Annotated in this window: 18 protein-coding genes and 1 pseudogene; 10 read left to right on the forward strand and 9 right to left on the reverse strand. The window is 38.7% G+C overall.

Annotated elements, in window-relative coordinates; all coding sequences use genetic code 11:
* The first annotated feature begins 2 nt into the window (after positions 1 to 2).
* From pstA to SCALIN_RS04785, 5 genes and pseudogenes are all read left to right on the forward strand, one after another.
* A complete protein-coding gene (pstA, locus tag SCALIN_RS04770) occupies positions 3 to 1,601 on the forward strand; it encodes a phosphate ABC transporter permease PstA (RefSeq protein WP_096893147.1) in 1,599 nt (532 codons plus the stop codon).
* 123 nt (positions 1,602 to 1,724) lie between these two features.
* Positions 1,725 to 2,480 carry a phosphate ABC transporter ATP-binding protein PstB gene (gene pstB, locus SCALIN_RS04775; RefSeq protein WP_096893465.1) on the forward strand — a complete coding sequence of 252 codons (756 nt, stop codon included), beginning with the start codon at positions 1,725 to 1,727 and terminating at the stop codon, positions 2,478 to 2,480.
* 175 nt (positions 2,481 to 2,655) lie between these two features.
* Entirely contained in the window at positions 2,656 to 3,321 is a 666-nt protein-coding gene (gene phoU / locus SCALIN_RS04780) for a phosphate signaling complex protein PhoU (RefSeq protein WP_096893149.1), read from the forward strand.
* Between the two features lie 30 nt (positions 3,322 to 3,351).
* Positions 3,352 to 3,501: pseudogene (locus SCALIN_RS23790) on the forward strand (organoarsenical effux MFS transporter ArsJ); the annotation flags it as partial.
* A gap of 124 nt (positions 3,502 to 3,625) precedes the next feature.
* Positions 3,626 to 5,386 (forward strand): dynamin family protein, encoded by a 1,761-nt coding sequence (locus SCALIN_RS04785; protein ID WP_096893151.1) that lies wholly within the window; start codon positions 3,626 to 3,628, stop codon positions 5,384 to 5,386.
* 125 nt (positions 5,387 to 5,511) lie between these two features.
* Here the strand turns inward: SCALIN_RS04785 and SCALIN_RS22580 are convergent, their stop codons facing one another.
* From SCALIN_RS22580 to SCALIN_RS04805, 4 genes are all read right to left on the reverse strand, one after another.
* Positions 5,512 to 5,865, reverse strand: a complete 354-nt coding sequence (locus SCALIN_RS22580; RefSeq protein ID WP_096893153.1) for a hypothetical protein — start codon at positions 5,863 to 5,865, stop codon at positions 5,512 to 5,514.
* Between the two features lie 177 nt (positions 5,866 to 6,042).
* Entirely contained in the window at positions 6,043 to 8,454 is a 2,412-nt protein-coding gene (locus SCALIN_RS04795) for a PAS domain-containing protein (protein ID WP_096893155.1), read from the reverse strand.
* A gap of 444 nt (positions 8,455 to 8,898) precedes the next feature.
* Entirely contained in the window at positions 8,899 to 9,822 is a 924-nt protein-coding gene (locus SCALIN_RS04800; protein WP_096893156.1) for a B12-binding domain-containing radical SAM protein, read from the reverse strand.
* Between the two features lie 72 nt (positions 9,823 to 9,894).
* Positions 9,895 to 11,991, reverse strand: coding sequence for a glutamine synthetase III family protein (locus tag SCALIN_RS04805; RefSeq protein WP_096893158.1), 2,097 nt, complete (start codon positions 11,989 to 11,991; stop codon positions 9,895 to 9,897).
* 607 nt (positions 11,992 to 12,598) lie between these two features.
* On the opposite strand from SCALIN_RS04805, the gene SCALIN_RS04815 reads away from it, so the two are divergent.
* Positions 12,599 to 12,880, forward strand: coding sequence for a hypothetical protein (locus tag SCALIN_RS04815; RefSeq protein ID WP_096893162.1), 282 nt, complete (start codon positions 12,599 to 12,601; stop codon positions 12,878 to 12,880).
* 54 nt (positions 12,881 to 12,934) lie between these two features.
* On the opposite strand, the gene pyrF is transcribed toward SCALIN_RS04815, so the two are convergent.
* On the reverse strand, positions 12,935 to 13,780 hold the full coding sequence (pyrF, locus tag SCALIN_RS04820; RefSeq protein ID WP_096893164.1) for an orotidine-5'-phosphate decarboxylase: 846 nt from the start codon (positions 13,778 to 13,780) through the stop codon (positions 12,935 to 12,937).
* A 4-nt stretch (positions 13,781 to 13,784) separates the two neighbouring features.
* A complete protein-coding gene (pyrE, locus tag SCALIN_RS04825) occupies positions 13,785 to 14,432 on the reverse strand; it encodes an orotate phosphoribosyltransferase (protein WP_203415353.1) in 648 nt (215 codons plus the stop codon).
* A 722-nt stretch (positions 14,433 to 15,154) separates the two neighbouring features.
* Here pyrE and SCALIN_RS04835 point away from each other — a divergent pair.
* Positions 15,155 to 15,526: a response regulator transcription factor gene (locus tag SCALIN_RS04835; protein WP_096893169.1), complete on the forward strand. Its 372-nt coding sequence runs from the start codon at positions 15,155 to 15,157 to the stop codon at positions 15,524 to 15,526.
* Positions 15,527 to 15,734: 208 nt separating this feature from the next.
* A complete protein-coding gene (locus tag SCALIN_RS04840) occupies positions 15,735 to 16,364 on the forward strand; it encodes a pentapeptide repeat-containing protein (RefSeq protein ID WP_096893170.1) in 630 nt (209 codons plus the stop codon).
* Positions 16,365 to 16,384: 20 nt separating this feature from the next.
* On the opposite strand, the gene SCALIN_RS04845 is transcribed toward SCALIN_RS04840, so the two are convergent.
* From SCALIN_RS04845 to SCALIN_RS04855, 3 genes are all read right to left on the reverse strand, one after another.
* Positions 16,385 to 17,581, reverse strand: coding sequence for a glycosyltransferase family 4 protein (locus SCALIN_RS04845; protein WP_162532147.1), 1,197 nt, complete (start codon positions 17,579 to 17,581; stop codon positions 16,385 to 16,387).
* Positions 17,578 to 18,342 carry a glycosyltransferase family A protein gene (locus SCALIN_RS04850; protein WP_096893174.1) on the reverse strand — a complete coding sequence of 255 codons (765 nt, stop codon included), beginning with the start codon at positions 18,340 to 18,342 and terminating at the stop codon, positions 17,578 to 17,580. The genes SCALIN_RS04845 and SCALIN_RS04850 overlap by 4 nt, the downstream gene beginning before the upstream one ends.
* A gap of 96 nt (positions 18,343 to 18,438) precedes the next feature.
* Complete coding sequence (locus SCALIN_RS04855) at positions 18,439 to 18,738, reverse strand: hypothetical protein (protein ID WP_096893175.1); 300 nt, start codon at positions 18,736 to 18,738, stop codon at positions 18,439 to 18,441.
* A 735-nt stretch (positions 18,739 to 19,473) separates the two neighbouring features.
* Between SCALIN_RS04855 and SCALIN_RS04860 the strand changes: the two genes are divergently transcribed.
* Both SCALIN_RS04860 and SCALIN_RS04865 read left to right on the forward strand, forming a co-directional pair.
* The gene (locus SCALIN_RS04860) at positions 19,474 to 20,529 is read left to right on the forward strand and encodes a Gfo/Idh/MocA family protein (protein ID WP_162532148.1); all 1,056 of its coding nucleotides are present in this window, start codon (positions 19,474 to 19,476) and stop codon (positions 20,527 to 20,529) included.
* Positions 20,526 to 21,788 (forward strand): B12-binding domain-containing radical SAM protein, encoded by a 1,263-nt coding sequence (locus tag SCALIN_RS04865; protein ID WP_096893180.1) that lies wholly within the window; start codon positions 20,526 to 20,528, stop codon positions 21,786 to 21,788. The genes SCALIN_RS04860 and SCALIN_RS04865 overlap by 4 nt, the downstream gene beginning before the upstream one ends.
* Positions 21,789 to 21,860 lie beyond the last annotated feature (72 nt).

Here is a 21,860-nt window from a genome sequence, read left to right on the forward strand (position 1 = left end):
CTATGAAAAAAACATTTAAAACAGGAAATCCATATATCTGGCTGACTGGCGGTACTCTTACTATCAGCCTTTTGATGATCATTGGACTGGTTGCACTCATTATGTTTAAGGGGCTAGGCATATTCTGGCCGCACAATATCACCAGGCTTATGTTACATGATAACAGCGCAGTCCTTGGCGAAGTGGCGAAAAGAGAACCTATACCAAACACCAATGACTCTTATAGAACAAAATTAAAACTAGGAAATAGAGATATTTACGGTATGGACTTCAAATGGTTTGATGATTCAACCATCCTTTCTCATGATTATCCCCCCACAGCATTGACCATTGAAAGACGTGAGTGGGGAAACATGTATGGTTTTTTAAAAGGAATAAAACATGACAATGGCATTGAACCTTTAAGTCTGACGGAAATGAAACCCTTGTTAAAGGAAAGTAAGTCCATTTACAAAAAAATCAGACGCATAGAAAAAATAGATATTGGTAAAATAAACTATAAGATGGAAAAATATCGTCTTGAACTAAAGGGTCTGGCAAAGCAATCGCAAACAGTTAGTACCCGAAAAAAAACCGTATCTATAAATGCAAAAGTGGAAGCTCTTGATAAGTTATATAGAAAAAAGGTAGATACTCTTACTAATCTTTATACTTCAGCAAAAGAGCATAAGGTGATAATAGAACTGGCTGATGGCAGCGAAGAGATACTTCCGATCTTTCAGATTATTCGTATATATGATCCAAATCAAATGGGTATCTATACAAAGTCCTGTTTTTATCTTATCAAATTCTGGGAATTTGTTTCAGCAGAACCGAGAGAGGCAAATACGGAGGGAGGTGTGTTCCCTGCTATTTTTGGAACAGTTACCATGGTCCTCATCATGAGCCTGGCAGTTACACCACTTGGTGTGCTGACAGCAGTTTACCTGAAAGAGTATACACGTGATAATGTCTTCTCCAGGATTGTAAGGATCTCAGTGAATAATCTGGCAGGTGTACCATCAATAGTATTTGGAGTATTCGGGCTGGGATTTTTTATATACTTTATCGGAGGAGGAATAGATAAACTGTTTTTCAGCGAAGCCTTGCCAACACCTACTTTTGGGACCGGCGGTATTCTCTGGGCATCGCTTACCCTGGCACTCTTGACAGTACCGGTTGTGGTGGTTGCCACTGAGGAAGGAATATCTTCCGTTCCAAAATCGTTAAAAGAAGCTTCATATGGACTTGGCGCCACAAAATTTGAAACGCTTTGGAAAGTAACGCTTCCTCAGGCAACACCGGGGATTCTTACCGGTATGATACTGGCAATGGCAAGGGCCGCTGGAGAGGTCGCACCACTGATGATAACCGGTGTTGTAAAGCTGGCACCGTCTCTCCCTCTTGATAGTTATTCTCCGTTTATCCACCTTGAAAGAAAATTTATGCATCTAGGGTTCCATATATACGACGTAGGATTTCAATCTCCGAATGTAGAAGCCGCATTACCAATGGTTTATACCACAACTCTCATTTTACTAATGACAGTTCTTGTGTTAAACCTGGTCGCAATAATCGTAAGAAACAGACTGAGAAAGAAGTATGTTACATCTGCACTATAAAAAATTGTAAAATTGATATTTATAAAACGAATGGAGTAAGATATGCAGGCAGTAAATCCTATAATAGAGGTAAGTTATTCACAACCACGACCAGGGTCTGGTCAAGATCTTAATACAAAACAAATGAACAATAACATTACAATAAAAAATCTGAGTTTAATGTATGGCAAAAAGCAGGTTTTAAAGAATATCAATCAGGAAATAGAAGAGAAAAAGATAACGGCTATTATCGGCCCCTCAGGATGTGGAAAATCAACACTGCTACGATGTATAAACAGAATGAATGAACTTATACCTGAAACAAAAGTAGAAGGAGAAATACTATTTCATAAAAAAAATATTTATGCAGCTGATACCGATGTTACTGAGATCAGGAGAAAAATAGGAATGGTATTTCAGAAACCAAATCCATTTCCGAAGTCAATCTTTGATAATGTCGCATACGGTTTAAGAATAAATGGTACCAAAGATAAAAGAAAAATCTCCGAAACTGTTGAAGCAACGCTGCAAGATTGCGGTTTGCTGAAAGAAGTTAAAGATCGCATACACTCACCCGCTATGGAACTGTCAGGTGGACAGCAGCAGAGACTGTGCATTGCAAGGGCGCTTGCAATTGAACCTGAAATAATCCTGATGGACGAACCATGTTCTGCCCTTGATCCTTCCAGTACATTCAAGATAGAAGAGTTAATGATGAAATTAAAAAAACGATACACCGTTATCATTGTTACCCACAATATGCAGCAGGCTGCAAGGGCTTCAGATATTACAGGATTTCTCTATATGGGGAAACTCATTGAATACGGAGACACTAATACATTATTTACAAATCCTAAAGAAAAACTTACTGAAGATTATATCAGCGGTAATTTCGGTTAAATCTGACACCGTCCGCTGACGTTAGAAATATTCGTGTAAGGTGGATATTGCCAACTGTTTCAATTTCGATTAAGGAATATTTTCGGTGGGCAATGCCCACTTCAGCTTGATCAATAAATGTAGGAGCTGTTTCTCAAACAGCCATTATTAAATCATTATAAAAGGGAGGGAAATTATGGCAAGAAAAGCTTTCAGGGAAAACATGAAGACACTTGAAAAAGAGATAATCTGCCAGGGAGAGATGGTTTATATTGCGTTAAACCGTTCGGTTGAAGCGTTAAGAGACCTTGATGTCACAAAAGCTGAAAAAATAGTAGTTGATGATCGTCTTATCAACAGAAAACGTTGGGATATTGAGGAGCAATGTATTAACCTGCTTGCAACCCAGCAGCCTGTTGCAACTGATTTGCGAGAACTGATAGCAGTTCTGAGCATAAGCACAGATATGGAACGCATGGGTGATCATGCGGAGGGAATCGCAAAAATAGCGATTATGCATGGAAACCAGCCTCTGGTAAAACCGCTAATAGATATTCCAAGGATGGCTGAAAAAACATCTGACATGCTTACGAGAAGCTTAGAAGCGTTTATAAACAGGGATGCTGAAAAGGCAATTGCCATCTGCAATGAAGATGATGAAGTTGATAATCTATACGATCAGGTATACAGGGAACTCCTTTCATTTATGACTGAGAAACCTACGATAATTACGAGAGCAACTTACCTGCTATGGGCAGCTCATAATCTTGAAAGAATTGCAGACCGTGTGACCAACATCTGTGAACGCATCGTCTTTCTTGTAAAGGGAACTATGGAAGAACTTAAGGTATCAAACTATTAAAGATAATAGAATAATTACAGTGGTTACAAATTAATATTAGCTTACTCAAAGAGAGAGGGAGTATCGCTTGGTGTTGGATTTTATTATATGGCAAATGCACTTGAGGGCTGTTTATTCATCTCTTCCGTTTTTCTTCTATTCACTGTTATTATATCTATCTTTCTCCCTAAATCATCTTGACAAGAGATTGTATAGTTACTACCATTTAAAAAATTATTAGCTCCGGTACTTCATTACGAATGACAACTCCTATTGAAGTTTTGTACTTTGATAGGAGTTTTTTTATTAGAATGACACCTGTAACATGTTAGAAAAATTTATAAATCACAAAACAGATATTCTGAACATCGTTGCAAACATAAATAGCCTGTTGAAGGATAAAAAAGGAACAGGCAACGAAAGGCTACTCGCTGTCAGGGAACAGTTAATCTTAAACCACTTTAATCTCGTAATATTAGGACAGTTTAAAAGAGGAAAGACTACGCTCATCAATAGCCTGGTAGGTAATAAGATTCTTCCCTCTTCCGTAGTACCGTTAACATCCATTGTAACGATCCTTAAATTCGGGAGTGAAATCAGATGCACTATCTTCATGAATGACGGCACTGAGGACAATGTTCAAATTGAAGATATCCATAATTATGTGACGGAAAGCGGTAATCCGGAAAACAGACGTGGAGTTAAATGTGCGTCTATTGAATACCCGATTCCACTCCTTGAAGAGGGAATGCAGCTTGTAGACACTCCGGGTATTGGTTCTACATTCCTTCATAATACAGAAACTACCTATGAATTTTTAGACCACCTGGATGCCGCAGTTTTTCTAATGAGTGCCGATGTTCCCATTTCACAGGTTGAAAAAGAGCTACTTGAAACAATCAAAAGTTCTACACAGAAGATATTCTTTGTTTTGAATAAAGTTGACAACCTGATACCGGAAGAGATTACCGAAATGTCTCACCACAACATGAATGTGCTGAAAGAAATGGGGTTTACCGTTCAGGAGATATGGCCAATCTCTGCCAGAAATGCACTTGAGGCGAAAGCCTCAGATGATGAAGACCTGCTTTTAGAGAGCGGACTTACAAACCTGGAAGATGCCATAGGGGATTTTCTCTCTTCAGAGACAGGCCGGATCGTTCTGAACACCGCAATCTCCAAACTAAAGCGTATCACACTTCAAACGGTGTCTCAGATAGCTATTGAAAGCGCGACACTGACCGCTTCTGAAGAGGAGTTGGAAAACAAGATAAACACCTTTCATAAACTTAATGAAAATCTCAAAAAAGACAAAGAGGACATTGCTTATCTGATAAAAGGAGAAACGGTTAAATTAAACAAAAAAGTAGAAGAGATGTTACAAGCCTTTAATGACACTGAGACTTCACGGATCAGGAGCTGTATACAGCATTTCTACGATGACAATCGAAACTACAATCCAACCACTTTACGAGAAGAGATGCAGAAAGTTATCAAGGATGAAATCGTTAAAGGATTTGATATTTTCAAAGAAAAGGTTGAAATTGTGATATCTGACAGTATCCAGGAGACCTTCAATCGCTTCACAAAACGTTCCAACGATATCATGCAGGAATTTAAGAATGCCGCCGAACAGCTCTTTGAAGTCTCAATGCAACAATCTGACATCTCTATTGATCTGGCTGAAGATAAAAGATTCTACTATATGGTCCAGGAAAATATGTCTATGACTGAAGAAGAGGTTAAATCAATACTAAGGACTTTCATGCCTAAATCCATCATTAGAAAATTGATACTGAAGGAGATGATTGAGTTTGTAGCCTCTGAAGTTGGCAGAAACTGTGGAAGGACACGCTCTTCGCTTGCGACAAGGATAGGTGGTACGTTTAATCAATACTCCAAAGAGATCAGTAATCTGGGAAATGAACTTATTGAGAATATAGAACAGGCTATGGAAAAAGGGAAAGACATACGCAATAACAGTGCTGAATCCATACGAAACGAACTATCAACATTATCAAACACATCAGGGAAACTTAAAGAAAATGTAAAAAGACTTGAAGGTTTATGGAGTGAGATTAATTAGTTGAGACGGTACTACTCTAAGAATTGAAATCGGGAAGAGGTTTACTTTTCTGATTTCTCCTTTCCCACTAATGCAGAACTATGTCTGTTTAATATGATTGACATAACTGAAGAGAGGAGCCGGCTTCAGGGACTACTTTTTTCATATTTAAGAATCCAGTCTACCAGGGCAGTGCCACCGAGGTCTTCCTCCGCTTTTTCACTCTCAATCCACTTATGAGCAAGCATCTCTTCGATCTTTGTTACTATTTCCGGTCGATGCTGCTTTAAATTGCTTAATGTGTTTTCAGCCAATTCCAATTCAACTCTAACCTCATTCGGGCACTCGATCATCATAATGATAAACAGTGATTCAAACTTTTCCTGTTCAACCAGTCTCATAACATCAGGACCAATTTTACACATCTCTATGATAAAGGAAGGAGTATATTTGTCCTTTGCCAGGTACAGTTTATTGTTTATTCGTCTGAAAATTATCACTCTTGATACCAACCCTTGTAAATAAAACCCATACGTTATCTTACCAGGAACGGTCTTTCATCTCCTCTGTTTGAGGTCAAGTACTTCAACACTTCTGTCATACCTGCACTAAACCACTATGCACTTAAAGTGCATAGTTTTTAACCAGCATGCTGATACAATAAACAAGCTCTGCAATTACTCAGAAATATACGGGATGGAAAATGAGAAATTACTCCCCTTTCCCAGTTTACTCTCTACCCATATCCTCCCACCATGATACTCAACAATTTCTTTGCAAATTGCCAGGCCAAGTCCTGTCCCTTTTAATGTGTCTTTGTGTTCGTTTCGTATTTGATAAAATTTTTCAAATATCCTCTCTTGATCAGCCTCTGCGACACCAATGCCTTTGTCTATTACACTTATCACTATCTCTCTATTTACCTTTCTTGCACTGCATAATACAGGCCCTTGTTCAGTGAATTTTAATGCATTGGAAATCAGATTAATCAAGACCTGTTTCAGTTTATCATTATTAGCCATAACCTCAGGCAGTCCACTTTCAATCTCCGCAACTATTTCAAGTTCGTACATTTCGTAGAAACTATTACTCGCTTCTAAAGATCCTTTAATTATCTCAGCAACCGATAGGTTTTTCATCTGCCAATCAATTTTTCCGGCCTCAATTTTTGATATATCAAGGATATCGTTTATAAGAAATGTCAGTCTATCCCCCTCGGACTTTATAATTTTGAAATTCTTTCTAATTTGTTTTACTGCTTTATTAACTTTACTGTTATCAATATTGATAAGAGGAAATATAATTCTCTCAAGTTTTTTGTCTATGATCCTTACAAAGCCTAAAACCAGGGTAAGCGGAGTTCTTACCTCATGAGAGACTGTAGACATAAAAGCTGTTCTCACTTTATCCTGTTCTTGAAGTGTAGTATTTAATTTAGTCAGCTCTTCTTCCATCTTTTTGCGCTCAGTGATGTTTCGCGCTATACCAAGAACACCAATTATGTTTCCTTGTTTATCTCGTAATGGAATGTTATTATATTCACATACAATACCAGTATTTTTAAAAGTTACTTCTCGGCGAAGTGTTTTTCCTTCCAATGTCTTTGTATATAATTCCATTGCTTTTTTCAGATTTTCTTTATCAAAAAGCGGTGTAAATGGTTTCCCTATAAACTCTTCTGGTTTATGCCCTGATAATTCCTCAAATGCATTATTCAGATACAGAACGTTCCCATTGGCATCACATATATAAGCTAAATCAGATATATTATTGATAAGTATTTTAAATTTTTCAATTATACCTTCCGCTTCCTGACGCTCTGTGATATCTTCAGATGTACCTAGTATGCCAATTACATTACCCATAAAATCGCAAAGTGGTATCTTATTTGTATCAAACCATGCTTGTTTACCATCTGCCTGCTGCCGTCGTTTTACAATGTGATATTCAGGTTTTTTTGTGTCCATCACCCTTCGATCGCATTTATGGAAGAAGTCTGACTCCTCTTTCTTCCAGGCAAGATCATAATCTGTTTTTCCAATGACCTCTTCCACACTTTCCTTGCCGGCTTTCTTAGCAAAGTTCTTATTACATCCCATGTAAACACTTTTTGTATCTTTCCAGTAAATGGATTGAGGAATATTATCCATAACTATACCCAGCATTTTCTGTGACTCGCAAAGTGCATCCTTTGTTTTCCTGCTTTTAGTAATATCGGTATATTGTTCGATACGACCGCCTTTATACACGCCAGTATCAATAGGCATACTCCAATGTTCAAGATAACGTTCTTCTCGTTTTCCGTCAGATAATACATGGCATTCGAAGCTTTCTGTATAGGTATTATTGTCATATGTAGCAATCACGGTCTCCATAAAAGATTTTGGATTCTCAAAGATATTTTTAATGTGATTGCATATAAGTTGTTTTTTATCCTTCCCGATAAAACATTCTTTCCGCATGCCAAAGAAACGTTCAATAGCTTGATTTGCACATACAACATTGAATTTTTTATCGAGAATAAATATACCGACCATTGAGCTATTAAGAATATCATTGACCAGAGAATAATACTTCTCTTTACTTTCCCACAGTACTTTTGCTGCTTTCTTACGATTTGTAACATCTTCAGCAATACCGTCCACCGCAGAAACCCTACCTTGTTCATCAAAGACAGGAACTTCTTGAACTTTTAATGTTCTTACAGAACCGTTTTTATGGTAAATTTCAACCTCATACGGAGGTTGTTTGATACCTTTTAAGCTAAGGGCTGTTTGTTTTACCACTTTTTCATTTTCAGGGTTGTCTGTCATATATTTTGAGTAATGAGAGAGAAACTCTTCCGGTAGATAACCAAGCACGTTCATGATTGATGTGCTGACGTATGTGAATACACCTTCTGTATTGTGCGAGTAGAAGATAAAATTATCCTGAAGGTTTTCAATCAAACTTTTATACTTTTCCTCAGATACCTTTAGTTTCTCTTCAACCTTTTCAGCCCTTCCTCTGGCACTGATTATTTCTAATCTTGATTCTAACCGATTGAGTTCCCTTATAAGTTCAGCCTTTGTCATCTTTTCATAATTCATAAGTATTTCTGTGTAGTTTGATATCCGGCAAACTGTATCAACTTTAAAGATATAATACTCACAGTATGATCTAAATCAAGAGTAAATTTAAACTTGAAAGAGACACAGGTATATAACTGTTGAGATGTAGTTTGATTATATAAAGATCGCTTCAGGCACAACAATGTAGATAAATGGGGTCTGTGTGTAAAGTAATCAAGATACAAAACAGATCAAAATGATACTAATATACTTTTATAAGAATATCATTCAAACACTCTCGCAACTCGGATATTCCCCAGTTTTGTATGTAAGTGATTTCTCTTTCTGTTCCTGCATCTTTTTGTTGTAGAACTTAGAATGGTAAAGTGAATACTTATTTGTAAATTTTGAGTGAATTAGCTTAATTTTGAATGTGATATTTTTTAATTTTTGCTACTTAAGAGATGATACTATAGTTCATTGTCAAAGAGATGAATCAACCGCACGGTAATGTGCTTCTCTCTCATTTTCCGGAAGGGCAAGGAATGAATCAATCGTCTTCAGCATATCTTCTTTATCTTCTCTGACATTACCGGAAACCTGTACATAATTATTTACATGATCACATATCACAAATGTGGAAAGGTTATCAAGTTTTTCGATCAGATACCTGAGTTCCACAACACATCCTTCAGGGGTTTGCGGTTGGAAAGAACCGTTACGGATCTCTTTTAAAAGTGGAGATTCGGGACCGGAAAGGACGGCGTCTTTTTCATAAAGCCACAATCTTCTGATTCGAATAAATTCCGGTCCTGTTTCATTGATAAGTTTCGCTGTTTCATGGATATGGTCGTGCCAATGGTTGCTACCGCCCAAACCCAGGAGAACATAGAAAGAGATTTCAATTCCGGTCTTTTTCAGCCAGTCGGTTATTTCTCTGATCATTTCAGGAGTCTGACCTTTTCGATGAAACCGCAAGATCTTAATATCTCCCGATTCAAGTCCGATATGCACCCTGTTTAGACCAGCGCGTGCAAGATTCTTGATAGCATCCTCTTTCAACTTCCGGATAGTTGAGGCTCTTGCATAACAGGTAAGCCTCTTAACCGGTATAAGTTTGCGAAGATATTCGGCGATTTCTACAAAGGTATCAACCCCCGCCTGTAACGGATCTGCATCACCAAAGAACGCAGTTTCCGCACCAGGGTGCTGTTGTTTGAGAAGATTGATATCATTTTTGATATCAGCAACAGTCCTTACGGAAAAACCCGGCTCACCAAAATGAGGATAGATACCACAAAATCTACAGAGATCCCACTTGCAGCCTCTTGTGATACGTACAAGCAGGCTTCTCCACTCACTCGGCGGACGGATAATTGGCATTTCAGGTAAGCAACTTTTACTCATAAAAACAATTTAACACTTTACCCTTCTCATCTAACACTATTTCACATACACTTCTTCCATGTAAAAACAAAACTACAATTTAAAAAGAAGATCAGCATACGTTGGCACAGGCCACAATTTTCGTGGGATCAAGTTCTCCAGCGCATCAATATCTACACGCAATTCAGTTATCGCGACAAGTACCTTATCTCGAAATGCCTCGGCACGTTTTAAACTGTCAGAAACATTAAGCGCATTCTCCCGTTCAGATCCCAGTTTCCGGGTGTTACTATATGCTGATTCCAGATGAGTTGAAACTTTTAACAGCAGATCTCTCTGAACTTCCGCGGACGCATTTATCGTTTCCAGCCTTTGAATCACTTCAGCAAGCTCACTGGTGTAGTGCACAATTGCGGGAATGTATAGGCTTCTTACCATATCGAGCGCCGTATTCGCTTCAATATTAATTTGTTTTGAATATTGACCGAGATAAATCTCATATCTGGCACGTACTTCTTCTTTTGTAAGGATTTTATATTTCTGGAACATGCTAACAGATTTTTTTTCTGGAAATGTTTTAAGTGCTTCTACGGTAGAATCAATATTTGGCAAGCCCCGCTTCTCCGCCTCTTTTTCCCATTCATCTGAGTAATTGTTACCATTGAAGATGATCCTTCCATGTTCTCTCATGGTATCTTTTATAATAGAAGCTGTCTCTTTATTTACATTCTTTGCCTTCTCAAGCCTGGTTGCAATTTCATCAAGCGCTTCCGCTACAATAGCATTCAATACAATACACGGTCTTGAAATAGAAGCGGACGAGGGAACCATGCGAAACTCAAATTTATTACCTGTAAACGCGAAAGGTGATGTGCGGTTTCTGTCGGCATTATCCTTTGGAAGATGCGGCATTGTATCGATCCCCACCTTGAGAGTAGTGGATACTTTTGATTTTGCTTTCTTCCCCTTTGCGATAGTCTCCAGAATTTCTGTCAACTCTTCACCCATAAATATCGAGATAATTGCCGGCGGCGCCTCATTTCCACCGAGACGATGATCATTACCTGAATTTGCCGCGGACCTTCGTAATATATCTGCATGACGGTCAACGCTGGCAATAAGAGCACAGATAAAAAGCAGGAACTGTGCGTTAGCATGTGGTGTGCTCCCAGGTTCAAGTAAATTTGCGCCTTCATCAGTACTCAATGACCAGTTCGTATGTTTCCCAGATCCATTAACCCCTGCATAGGGTTTTTCATGCAACAGGCAGACAAGATCACGTCTTAAAGCAATTTTCTGCAGTGTTTCCATAACAAGTTGATTGTGGTCTGCCGCAATGTTTGCCGTAGTGAAAATTGGCGCCATTTCAAATTGTGATGGAGCAACCTCATTATGCTTTGTTGTAGCGGCAATACCCAACTTCCATAACTCCTTATCGAGGTCTTTCATAAAATCCGCTACACGATCCTTAATCTGTCCGAAATAGTGGTCCTCCATCTCCTGCCCTTTCGGAGCTGGCGCGCCAAAAATTGTCCTCCCCGCAACTATTAAATCCAATCTTTGCTCAAAGAACTTTTTGTCTACAAGGAAGTACTCCTGTTCCGCGCCAATGTTTGCGTTCACCTTACTGACAGTTTTATTACCCAGCGCTCGCAAAACACGAAGCGACTGTTGTGAAACCGCTGCCATTGATCGCAGCAACGGGGTTTTCTTATCCAACGCTTCACTCGTATATGAACAAAACGCGGTTGGGATGCAGAGCGTAACATCCCCGGCAGCATCTTCCTTAAGGAAAGCGGGTGAGGTACAGTCCCAGGCAGTATATCCACGCGCTTCAAATGTGGCCCTGAGACCTCCACTTGGAAAACTTGACGCGTCCGGTTCACCCTTAACAAGCTGCTTACCGGAAAACTCCATGACAACTCCGCCTTGAGCAGTCGGTGAAATAAAGGAGTCGTGTTTCTCCGCTGTACTTCCAGTCAACGGTTGAAACCAATGTGTATAATGAGTCGCACCCTTTTCAATTGCCCAATCTTTCATAGCATTCGCAACCACATCCGCAACCTCAGGTGGCAAATGCAGTTCATTGTCAATGGTTTGCCTAAGCGCTTTATATGTATCCTTCGGCAACCACTTCCTCATTACTTCATCATTAAATACATTTGTACCAAATACTTTAGTAACATCCATTTTGTACCCTCTATAAGATTGTTATTAATTAAAACATTTTATAATTATACAAACATGCCTGTGCTTATCTTGTTGTACCTTATCATTAACGTAAATGTTAAGGTGTCTGAAAATATTTCTACCTCAACACACATTTTAAACCAAATAAAATACGCAATTTTTTCGATTGAATCCTGATAAACATCTGCTTTTACAAAGTATTCAATACCGTCTGTTTCATGTCCGGGCACATGATTATATTAATTCTACATAGTCACAACCATCTAGAAACACAAACTTTAGAAGACTTACTAAACTAATAATTTTCAAAAAAACAAAATATTTAAAATACATCAATTAAAAAACTTTTTTGTTTTTGCCCCCATTATATATCGAACGCAAAAACCTTACCGTATGCTGATAAAATACTATAATAGTCGGCGGATTCTTAATATTAAAGAGAAAAATGATAGTTTTTATCAGTACCGTATAGTCAGGTCTTTACCTGTTACAAATGAATACTCCATAGCTGTCTTTCCCGCCCGCCTGTAAGTATTCGGGCAGGCATGTTTTAAGTTGGAATCCGGATTGAACGAACCACCTGGATATCCGATAACAGAATTCTGGTATGACAAAAGCGGTATTCACAAAAACCTGTTCTGCCCTTAAGCCTATTGACCTTCGGATTGAGGAATTGTCAAGCAGGGCTGCCCTGTTGGCAAAAGACGGCATTGATATAAAATGGAATTATTGCATGCTTCATCCGATCCTTTCTAACTTCTGCAACAAGTGGATCTCTCATTATTCTTCTCCAGATAATTCATGCTTTTGGGAGCGTTTTTTGAGGTGGAGGAAAAAACAGCAATTTTTCACCGCAAACCACGCGCAAAGCGCGCGAAGAAAAACGTAGGATGATTGTATTTGGTATGCCTGCCTTATTTGTCATCAGTCAGGATCACTTGACCTACACTAACGGCCCGATTTCATTATTAATCTCTTCCAGTGCATCAACCGCCGCATTAGCATAATCAGATGTGTTTTTTTTCATATATGCGTAATTGATTCCACTTGAACTGTTTATTCTGTGAATTAGAATGTCGTTCTTTGTCTTTCTCAAGGCTTCTACAACTTCTCCTGCACTCCCACCCTGTGACCCTACACCAGGTATTAATAGCGGAACCTCTTTCCCTGACTCAACAAAGAACTTACTGATCTCTTCTAACTCCTCAAGGTAAGTTGCCCCTACAACAGCGCCAACGCCAGGCTTATGCCACTTGATAATGCTTTCAGCAAGTTTCATATACACCGGCACACCGTCAACTTTGAGGTCCTGAAGATCAACTGCCCCCTCATTTGAAGTCCTGCATAGTATATAAACACCCTTCTTTTTCTCACACCATTCAGTAAACGGTCCAACAGAATCACTTCCCATATATGGAGCTATAGTCACAGCATCTGCATCCCAGAATTCAAATACAGATTTCGCGTATGCAGTTGATGTTTTTCCTATATCTCCACGTTTTGCATCAAGGATTGTTGGTATTCCGGACGCATTATATTGACTGATAATTGTATGCAGTGCATTTAATCCTGTAAATCCATATTGTTCGAAATACGCAATATTCGGTTTTATTATGGCAGGATATGAATTCCTTTTATTCATCTCATTCAGGATAGCAAGATAGAACCCTTCAATAACCTGTTGCGGCTCACCATTGACAGGGATCTTTTCCATTACCGGGTCAATACCCATACAGACAATACTCTTAACAACCTTTGCTCTCTCTCTTAGATCATTAATATAAGTCATAGATTTACCCTTTATCCACGTTTGGAAACCCGTGCTTCGGCCCCCAGTTTTTTGGATCTTTGTTCCAGTCCAGTACAAGAGATAATTCCGTCTCAGTTAATATTCCATCGTTTTTTGCAACATTTACAAGCGTAGAGAAATTGGTAATCGTCAGCAATTTACATCCCCCCTCACTAAAAACTTTTCCAGCTTTTATAAAGTCATATGTAAAAATCGCTACAACAGCAACACAACTCCCTCCGCCTTTCCGCACCGTCTCTACAGCGCGGAAACTGCTTCCTCCTGTACTGATAAGATCTTCTATAATGAGGACTCTTTTCCCGTTTATTTCTGCACCTTCAACCTGATTACCCGCACCATGACCTTTTTTTGCTCCCCTGATATAGGACATCGGTTTATTCAACTTGTCACTTATCCATGATGCCCATGGTATTCCCGCAGTTGATGTACCCGCGACAATCTCAAAATCATGATTCTGAGATTCGTGAATAAACGCATTCACTATCTTTTCTCTCTCTTCAGGGTACGCAATCATCTGCCTGTTGTCACAATAAATAGGGCTCCTGATGCCTGAAACAAACGTAAACGGATCTTTCGCGTTTAATTTTACTGCTTTTTTTTCAAGTAAAACCTTTGCAATCTCTTTATTCATCTTAATTATACCGGCATCTCATTTATAAGTTGGCTGATACTATCACTTTTATAATAGAGTGTCAAGAAAGAGACGGTCTACAATGTGGTAGATATACCTCCATATGATAACTTTATGAATAGAAAAACGACATAATATGACGAAACACCTGTTATTCAACCACAAAGCGTGCCAATGGCACAAAAATGTACTGGCACAAAAGTGTGACATGACACACTCTATAGAGAGGTCTGATCCAAACTTATGCTCCTTCGTTAGAAAACTCGAAAGAAGAACTCTTTCGAGTTGAAAATACTAAATGCAGTGTTCATGAGAACAAGGTGACATATATATGTAGCTCATAGAGCCCTATTTATTTTGAATAAATAACTTCAAATACTAACAAAATCTACCCCATTGCTGTATCATCTTTTTTGGCACAAGTATTGCTATACACTATACATATGAAATATACTGATCAGTATTATATAAAAAAAGTTTTAAGCATATTACACGGCAACGATATAGAGGCAACAAAGCAGATGGAACAAACTATTGAGATGTTGCATATATATCTACAATCCAACAAAAACCTGAAACAAGATCTTCCTGCTAAAGTAATCAATTTTAGAAATGCTGTATGTCGTAACAACCATCCGGACCCACGTTCACTACCAGGAAGATAGAACTGCAACCTGAAACAACCGGAATCATTCCCAACAATTAAACTTAAGAATCTATCTATGAATACAATATTAGTTGTAGATGATAATACCAACATATGTTATATGATGAAGCACTACCTGGAGGAGATGAAATACGATGTCATTACATCACACAGTGGAATGGATGCACTGGAAAAAGTAAAGAACCTGAAACCTGATGTCATGCTCCTCGATATTGTCATGACAGGAATGGGCGGCCTGGAAGTCTTGAGACGTGTAAGGCTGTTTGACAAAGATATCGGTATTATAATGATATCCGGCTTATTAGACAACACATTCAGCAAAACAGCCTTTGAGAATGGAGCCGACGAGTACATAACCAAACCTTTTGACCTTGACCATCTACACGAATGCATACTTGTTGATCTCATAATGAGAAGTAAGCAATAACCAGTGAGGAGAGATCTCACTCTACGATTTCACTTTTATGCAGGATCGGATGTCAGGGATAAACACCCTACTCCCCCTTTTCTCCTTGATTTAACAAACCAACACCACTATTATACCATGATAATCTTTGTTATATCTTGTCGAAAAATTTTGCTATAACCCGACTTAAGTGATAATATATTAGGATTTCACAAAAGGAGTTTACCCAATGGGAGGGAAAAAAGGACGAAAAATCAGCGTTGATGATCTTCGCAATGTGCATGAAGAGCATAAAATCTGGCTTAGTACTATTGGTGCAGATGGACATTGTGCTGACCTGAGTGAAACAAGAATGAGCTGTATGAAGCTGAGTAAGGTTAATCTGAGCAGAGCAAATATGTGCGGTGTCGATTTGAGCAGTGCCAACTTGTGGGGAATAATACTTAAGGAAACCAACCTGAGAAACGCGAACCTGAGAGGCACCTTCCTGCTGCATGGAGCAGTTCTGACAGGAGCCGACATGAGTGAGGCTGATCTGACTAAGGCAAATTTGAGTAAAGCAGAATTGGGTAACGTCAAACTTATAAAAGCTAACCTGTGTAAGGCCAGATTGAGTGGGGCCAACTTAAGTGGAGCTAACCTTAGCGAAGCAGATCTGAACAAAACAAAACTCAATAAAACAAACCTCAGTAAAGTCAACCTGCAGAATGCCTGTCTCACAGGTGCCGACATGAGAAGTGTAGACAATTTAACCATAGATCAGCTTTCAGAGGCTAAAACCTTGTATAAGACAAAGCTGGATGCTGAACTTATGGAACAGGTAAAGGAAAAACATCCTCACCTTCTGCAAAAACCGTAATGATTTAATATAAATTATTTTTATTCAGTACAATATTGATTATCAGTTTGCTTTTTCTGCCTGATTCCACCGATAATCTCAACAAACTGCTCAGCACTCCTCTTCCATGTAAGCTCTTTCAGGTCATTCCCCGCCTGTGATCCATATAATTCCAACTCATCTCTGTGTTGATACGCCCATTCCAGATGGCAGATAGTCTCATCCAGGTCCGGATCATCCCATATGGCTACTCTTTTTCCGTTTTTGTTAATATCGATTTTTTTCATATTCTTTATCATAATTGAATTATCTTTATTGATAACATCTCTATGGCCGCTGTTATTTGAGGCGATTACCGGTTTCCCGCACGCCATATATTCCATAAGCACGAGATTCGTGCCACCCTCACACCTGTTAGTAAAAAAACCAATATCGGTATTTTTGTAAATCTTTGCCATCAGAGCATTGGACCGAGGAAGAAGCGTAACTATCCGCCCTGTGTCCAGTCCATTATCATTTAAAATACCGTTCATAGCCGTAGCATAATCTTTTGATTTAACATCATATTTTATATACGGAGAAGCTGCCATTGTCCCCATACTGTCACCCCACATATTGAACCAGGCATTGACAAGCATAACATCCTTATGCCTATCCTGTAAAACCTTATAAGCCTTTATAACAATGTCCTGCCCCTTACGAATTTCAAACTTGCCACCTGAAAATATCACAAATTTGTCTTTGAAAATCTCTTTCTCTGAATGATGCGTATTGAAAACCTGCTGGTCAACACCCTGTATCACCGTCGCAACATTATCTAGACCGTGGTCTCTAAGGACATCTTCACACCATGTTGATCCAGTAATTACAATATCAAAGTTCTCTTTTCCGTTCTGAATATACTCCTGTCTAAGTATATTTTCTTCAAAAAATGTGTATCCAGCCTTGAAAGTACCCTTTATTTCAGGTCCCCATGGCGTCAGTGTATGGTTGCCTATCGCCTGCAGAACTGGCCCACTAACCCTTCTTTTAAGATCACTGTTAATCTCATTTGCATCCTCATCGCTAAGCAGTTTACTTTTAAGAAAGTGGAACTCATACTCGTCACCAATATCTTCTACGCCAAAACTCTCCGTAATATATTTTACGTCTGTAATATCTGATATCTCCTTGACAAGGTACTTACCACAGACACCCCAGCCAAAATTATTTCCCCTCGGTAAAATTAAATATATCACAATCTGACCTCTCTTTTTGTATCACCTTTAAGCCACTTTGCAACAAACCTTTCTCTATTATTTGTCATTATTTCCTTTCTGGTCACCTCTCTGCCAAAATAATTTACTGAAAGATCCTCATCGTGAGATGCTCCCCAATGATGCTCAAAACCCTTTACCGGAACAACATAGCAGGACAAACCGGCTTTCATTACCTGCAACCCCATGTCCCACTCCTCATAAAAACAGGGGCTGAATTGTACATCATACATGAGGTTATGCTTAAGAAACCTCTCAAGGTGAATTGCAAAAAGAAAACCGGAGACATCATGTACCTGTACCGGCTCGTTAAACGTCCCTCGTTCAAAATATCTGATAACACTGAGATTTTTAAAGTCAAGATGTGAACCTTGTGGACCGACAATAACAGCCTTATCAAGCCGAAGAAGATACGATTCTAACTGGCTGACCGCAAGTGACTGTAAATGAATATCCGCGTTAAGAACAAATACTGTTCGCCCCTCCGCCATGTTAATCCCTATATTCCACGATCTGCTCACACCCGCATTTAACTTATTAAAACAGTATTTATCGATGCGTGGATGATTGCGGAGTTTATCAAAAACCTCCTGACTGTTGAAAATACAGATCACCTCACCATGTATATCCTTCAAGTCATCCAACAATGTATTAATATTGTATGGACTGTGCGATGAATAGTCGAGTACCGGTATTATAAAGCTGCGTGATACTCCTGATTTTGTAAAATTTTCTTGTTGCATAATAAACTCCGATTAACATTTCTGTTGTATAAATGCAAAATAATGATCTGTCCCGTAATTAAGTTACAGTTTGTTTTCTGGCAATCTAATGTACGGCTAAACAATTTCATATTCATATCCATTTATAAAATCAGTACCATTAAAATCTTGCGAAAATTGATTTTCAATTAAAGAAATCCAATTCAAGTCAGATTTGTGGTCAAAAGTCTGTACTTTCTTTATCATCTCTTCCTGCGTTCTTACCCAACTATAGTGGTCTGCCATCGGTTTTCCATCAAGTCCGTAAATATTTCGTATCCTTTTTTCCGGTACGATACTAACAAGACCCAATCTATCTTGCCCATGTAAAATCACTTCTCTTATCATAACAGGTGTCAAAACACGCTTTCTTACCATAAGAATTGAGTCTTCTAATTTTTTAGCCCTGAAGGTTACGTCCCTGAAATTAGTAATAATTAGAGCATAAGATCTCGTTATAATCTTTAAAACCGTTTTCAGATAAATATTCTTTAAACCTTACATATTCAATAATCTCATCTGCATCAAAAAAAATAATATAGCTAAGATCGTTCCTTACTCTCTTATAGCCTTCCATCCTTGAGTATGGGTGTACAGCACAAAATTTCAAGTTTGCAAATACATCAATATCGTATTTATATTCGTGGAATTCCGGTTTATTTACAAATTTTCAATTTGCCGACCAATAATTACCCAGAATCCGGGGAATATTTTTTCTAAAGTGTATATAATTTAATCATCAACAATAAAAGTTTATACAGTTAAAAATGTACTTAATGATTTTTCCGATAACTATCACGCGTAAGTGTTATTATATAAGCCCTGATAATATTCAACAGAAAGAATATACAAATTCCAGACCAAAACACAATTTTGGCATGTTTTTAGCGGCCAAGTTAGGCTGTATTGTGATATAAGACTATCATTTGACCCTGCTATGTATGGTGTAACACTGAACGCCTGCCCGACTTCGTCATTCAGGCGGGGAGGCGCGAAATGTTATTGACTTTTGAAAGACTAAGCTTCGAGTTTGTACATTATAAATGTGTAAGCACAGACAAACAGAGTTTGTCCGTGCTACAATGTTCAAATAATTTATTTAAGGAAAGTATTATGATACGTATAGGAATCATTGGTTGTGGATATTGGGGTATAAATTATGTCCGGGTTTTCAGTGAGCTACCGGATGTAATTGTTTCGCGAGTGTGTGATACGAGTGATGAAAGGCTCCAGAAGATGCATCGCAAATTTCCTTATGTATTCCCGACAAAGCTTATGGACGAACTCCTTGCTGATGATGAGGTGGATGCGGTTGTTGTCGCAACTGAAGCATCAACTCATCATGATATTACCAAAGCCTGTCTATTAAACAATAAACATGTTCTGGTTGAGAAACCTCTGACTACCACTGTCGAGGAAGGAGAAGAGTTGGTAAAGATTGCTGAGGAGAGGAATTTGAAGCTGATGGTTGGGCATACATTCCTTTACAATCCGTCTATTCGTAAGATAAAGGAATATATGTCAGATGATGATATCGGTTCAATTTACTATATGAAAGCTACTCGCACACATCTGGGACTGATCCGTCAGGATGTTAATGCTATCTGGGACCTGGCCCCTCATGATATATCAATTTTTTCTTTTCTCCTTAATACTCAACCGCTCTGGGTAAGCGCAGTCGGTGGAAACTATTTAAACGGACGTCCTGATGTAGGTTTTCTCACTCTTGGATATCCGCAAAATATACTCGGTCACATACACGTAAGTTGGATAAATTCAAACAAAGTTCGTGAAATTTCAGTAGTAGGAAGCAACAAACGGATTGTATTCAATGATCTGAACAGTATGGAAAGTGTACGTATCTTTGAAAAAGGGGCCGCAATGACCGGTGAAGCTGATAGTTTTGGAGAATTTCAACTACAGCTACGTGATGGTGACATTTTAAGTCCTCGCATCAATACCAGTGAACCTCTTAAAAATCAATGCAGTCATTTTGTTTCCTGTGTTTCAAATGACCACTTTCCTCTAACAGACGGAACAAATGGACTTAACGTAATACGTGTGATGGAAGCCATAAACCAGTCATTAGAAAAGCGTGGAGCACCGGTTGATATTTCTACGGACATTTCATCCAGAAAAAAAGAGGTTCCGATGGAGGTCACCATTTGAAAGTCACATTAATTTCTCCTCCAAGTCCCTTTCTTATAGACCAGAAAGCCTTTCCTCCTCTTGGCCTTCTCTATGTAGCAGGATTTCTTGAAAATAATGGAATTGATATAAATGTAGCTGATCTGGCTGGCAGAGAAACAGAACTTGAAAATGCGTTGGAACAATATATGGATGCAGACCTATACGGTATCACATCAACATCTCCTCAATACCCACAGGCACTTAAAATCCTGAAACTTTTACGTAGAAGAAATCCAAAATCCAGAATAACCATTGGAGGCGCATACCCTTCATCATTACCGGAGAAATGTGTTCGAGACGGTTTTGATTTTGTAGTAGCCGGAGAGGGAGAAGAAGCAATGTTACAGCTTGTAACAAATAGAGAAAAGAGGCAAGCTCCAGGTATTATACGAGCACCGTACATACGAGATATGGATTCAATACCTATTCCCTCACGTCATCTGGTTGATATCCGTTCTTTCGCGTATACTATTGATGATGGCAGTGGAACAACTCTGATTACCAGTAGAGGATGTCCCTACGTTTGTTCTTTCTGTTCAAAGGAAGTCTGGCAGAGCGGGACAAGATTCCATAGTGCTAACTATGTAATCTCTGAGCTTAAACATATAATTAACAGATATGATTTCAAACACTTCCTGTTTCTTGATGACACAATAACCCTTCGTAAAAAAAGGCTGTTTGAATTATGCAGTCGAATGGAAACATTAAATATAAAGTGGCGTTGCTATGCCAGAGCAACTACAACCAGAGAGATGCTGATAGCAATGAAGAGAGCAGGGTGTGTCGAAATCGGTGTTGGTGTAGAAAGCGGATCACAGAAAATCCTTGATATTGTCGATAAGAAAGAGACTATCGAGCAAAATGCGGCTTTTGTCGAACTATGTAAACAAGTTGGAATTACTGCAAATGTATTTATTATGATAGGACTACCCGGAGAGACCTATGAAACTGTTGAGGAAACACGCCGTTGGATGGAACGGGTAAGGCCACATAAATTCGGTTTTAATATTTTTATGCCGTACCCGGGTACCCCGGTTTACAAGAATCCGAACAGGTATGATATCCAGATATTTGATGTACCGGAAGAGAAGAGCTGGGTAAAAGGACGTCAGGGAGAGTATGAGTCTTTTGTTGCAACAAATGCCTTAAGCCGCAACGAGATCGAACGGCTCTTTGGTGAACTTTTCGCTTATTTCACTGAATTAACAAGCTGGCAGCCAGGAGTAGGTAATAAATAGTATCGGGTTGCATATTACAGGTTAGAGGTTTTGACTTGTTTCCACGCTCTTCGTCATAATTTATGGAAAGTA

The organism is Candidatus Scalindua japonica (assembly GCF_002443295.1).
GTDB lineage: Bacteria > Planctomycetota > Brocadiia > Brocadiales > Scalinduaceae > Scalindua > Scalindua japonica.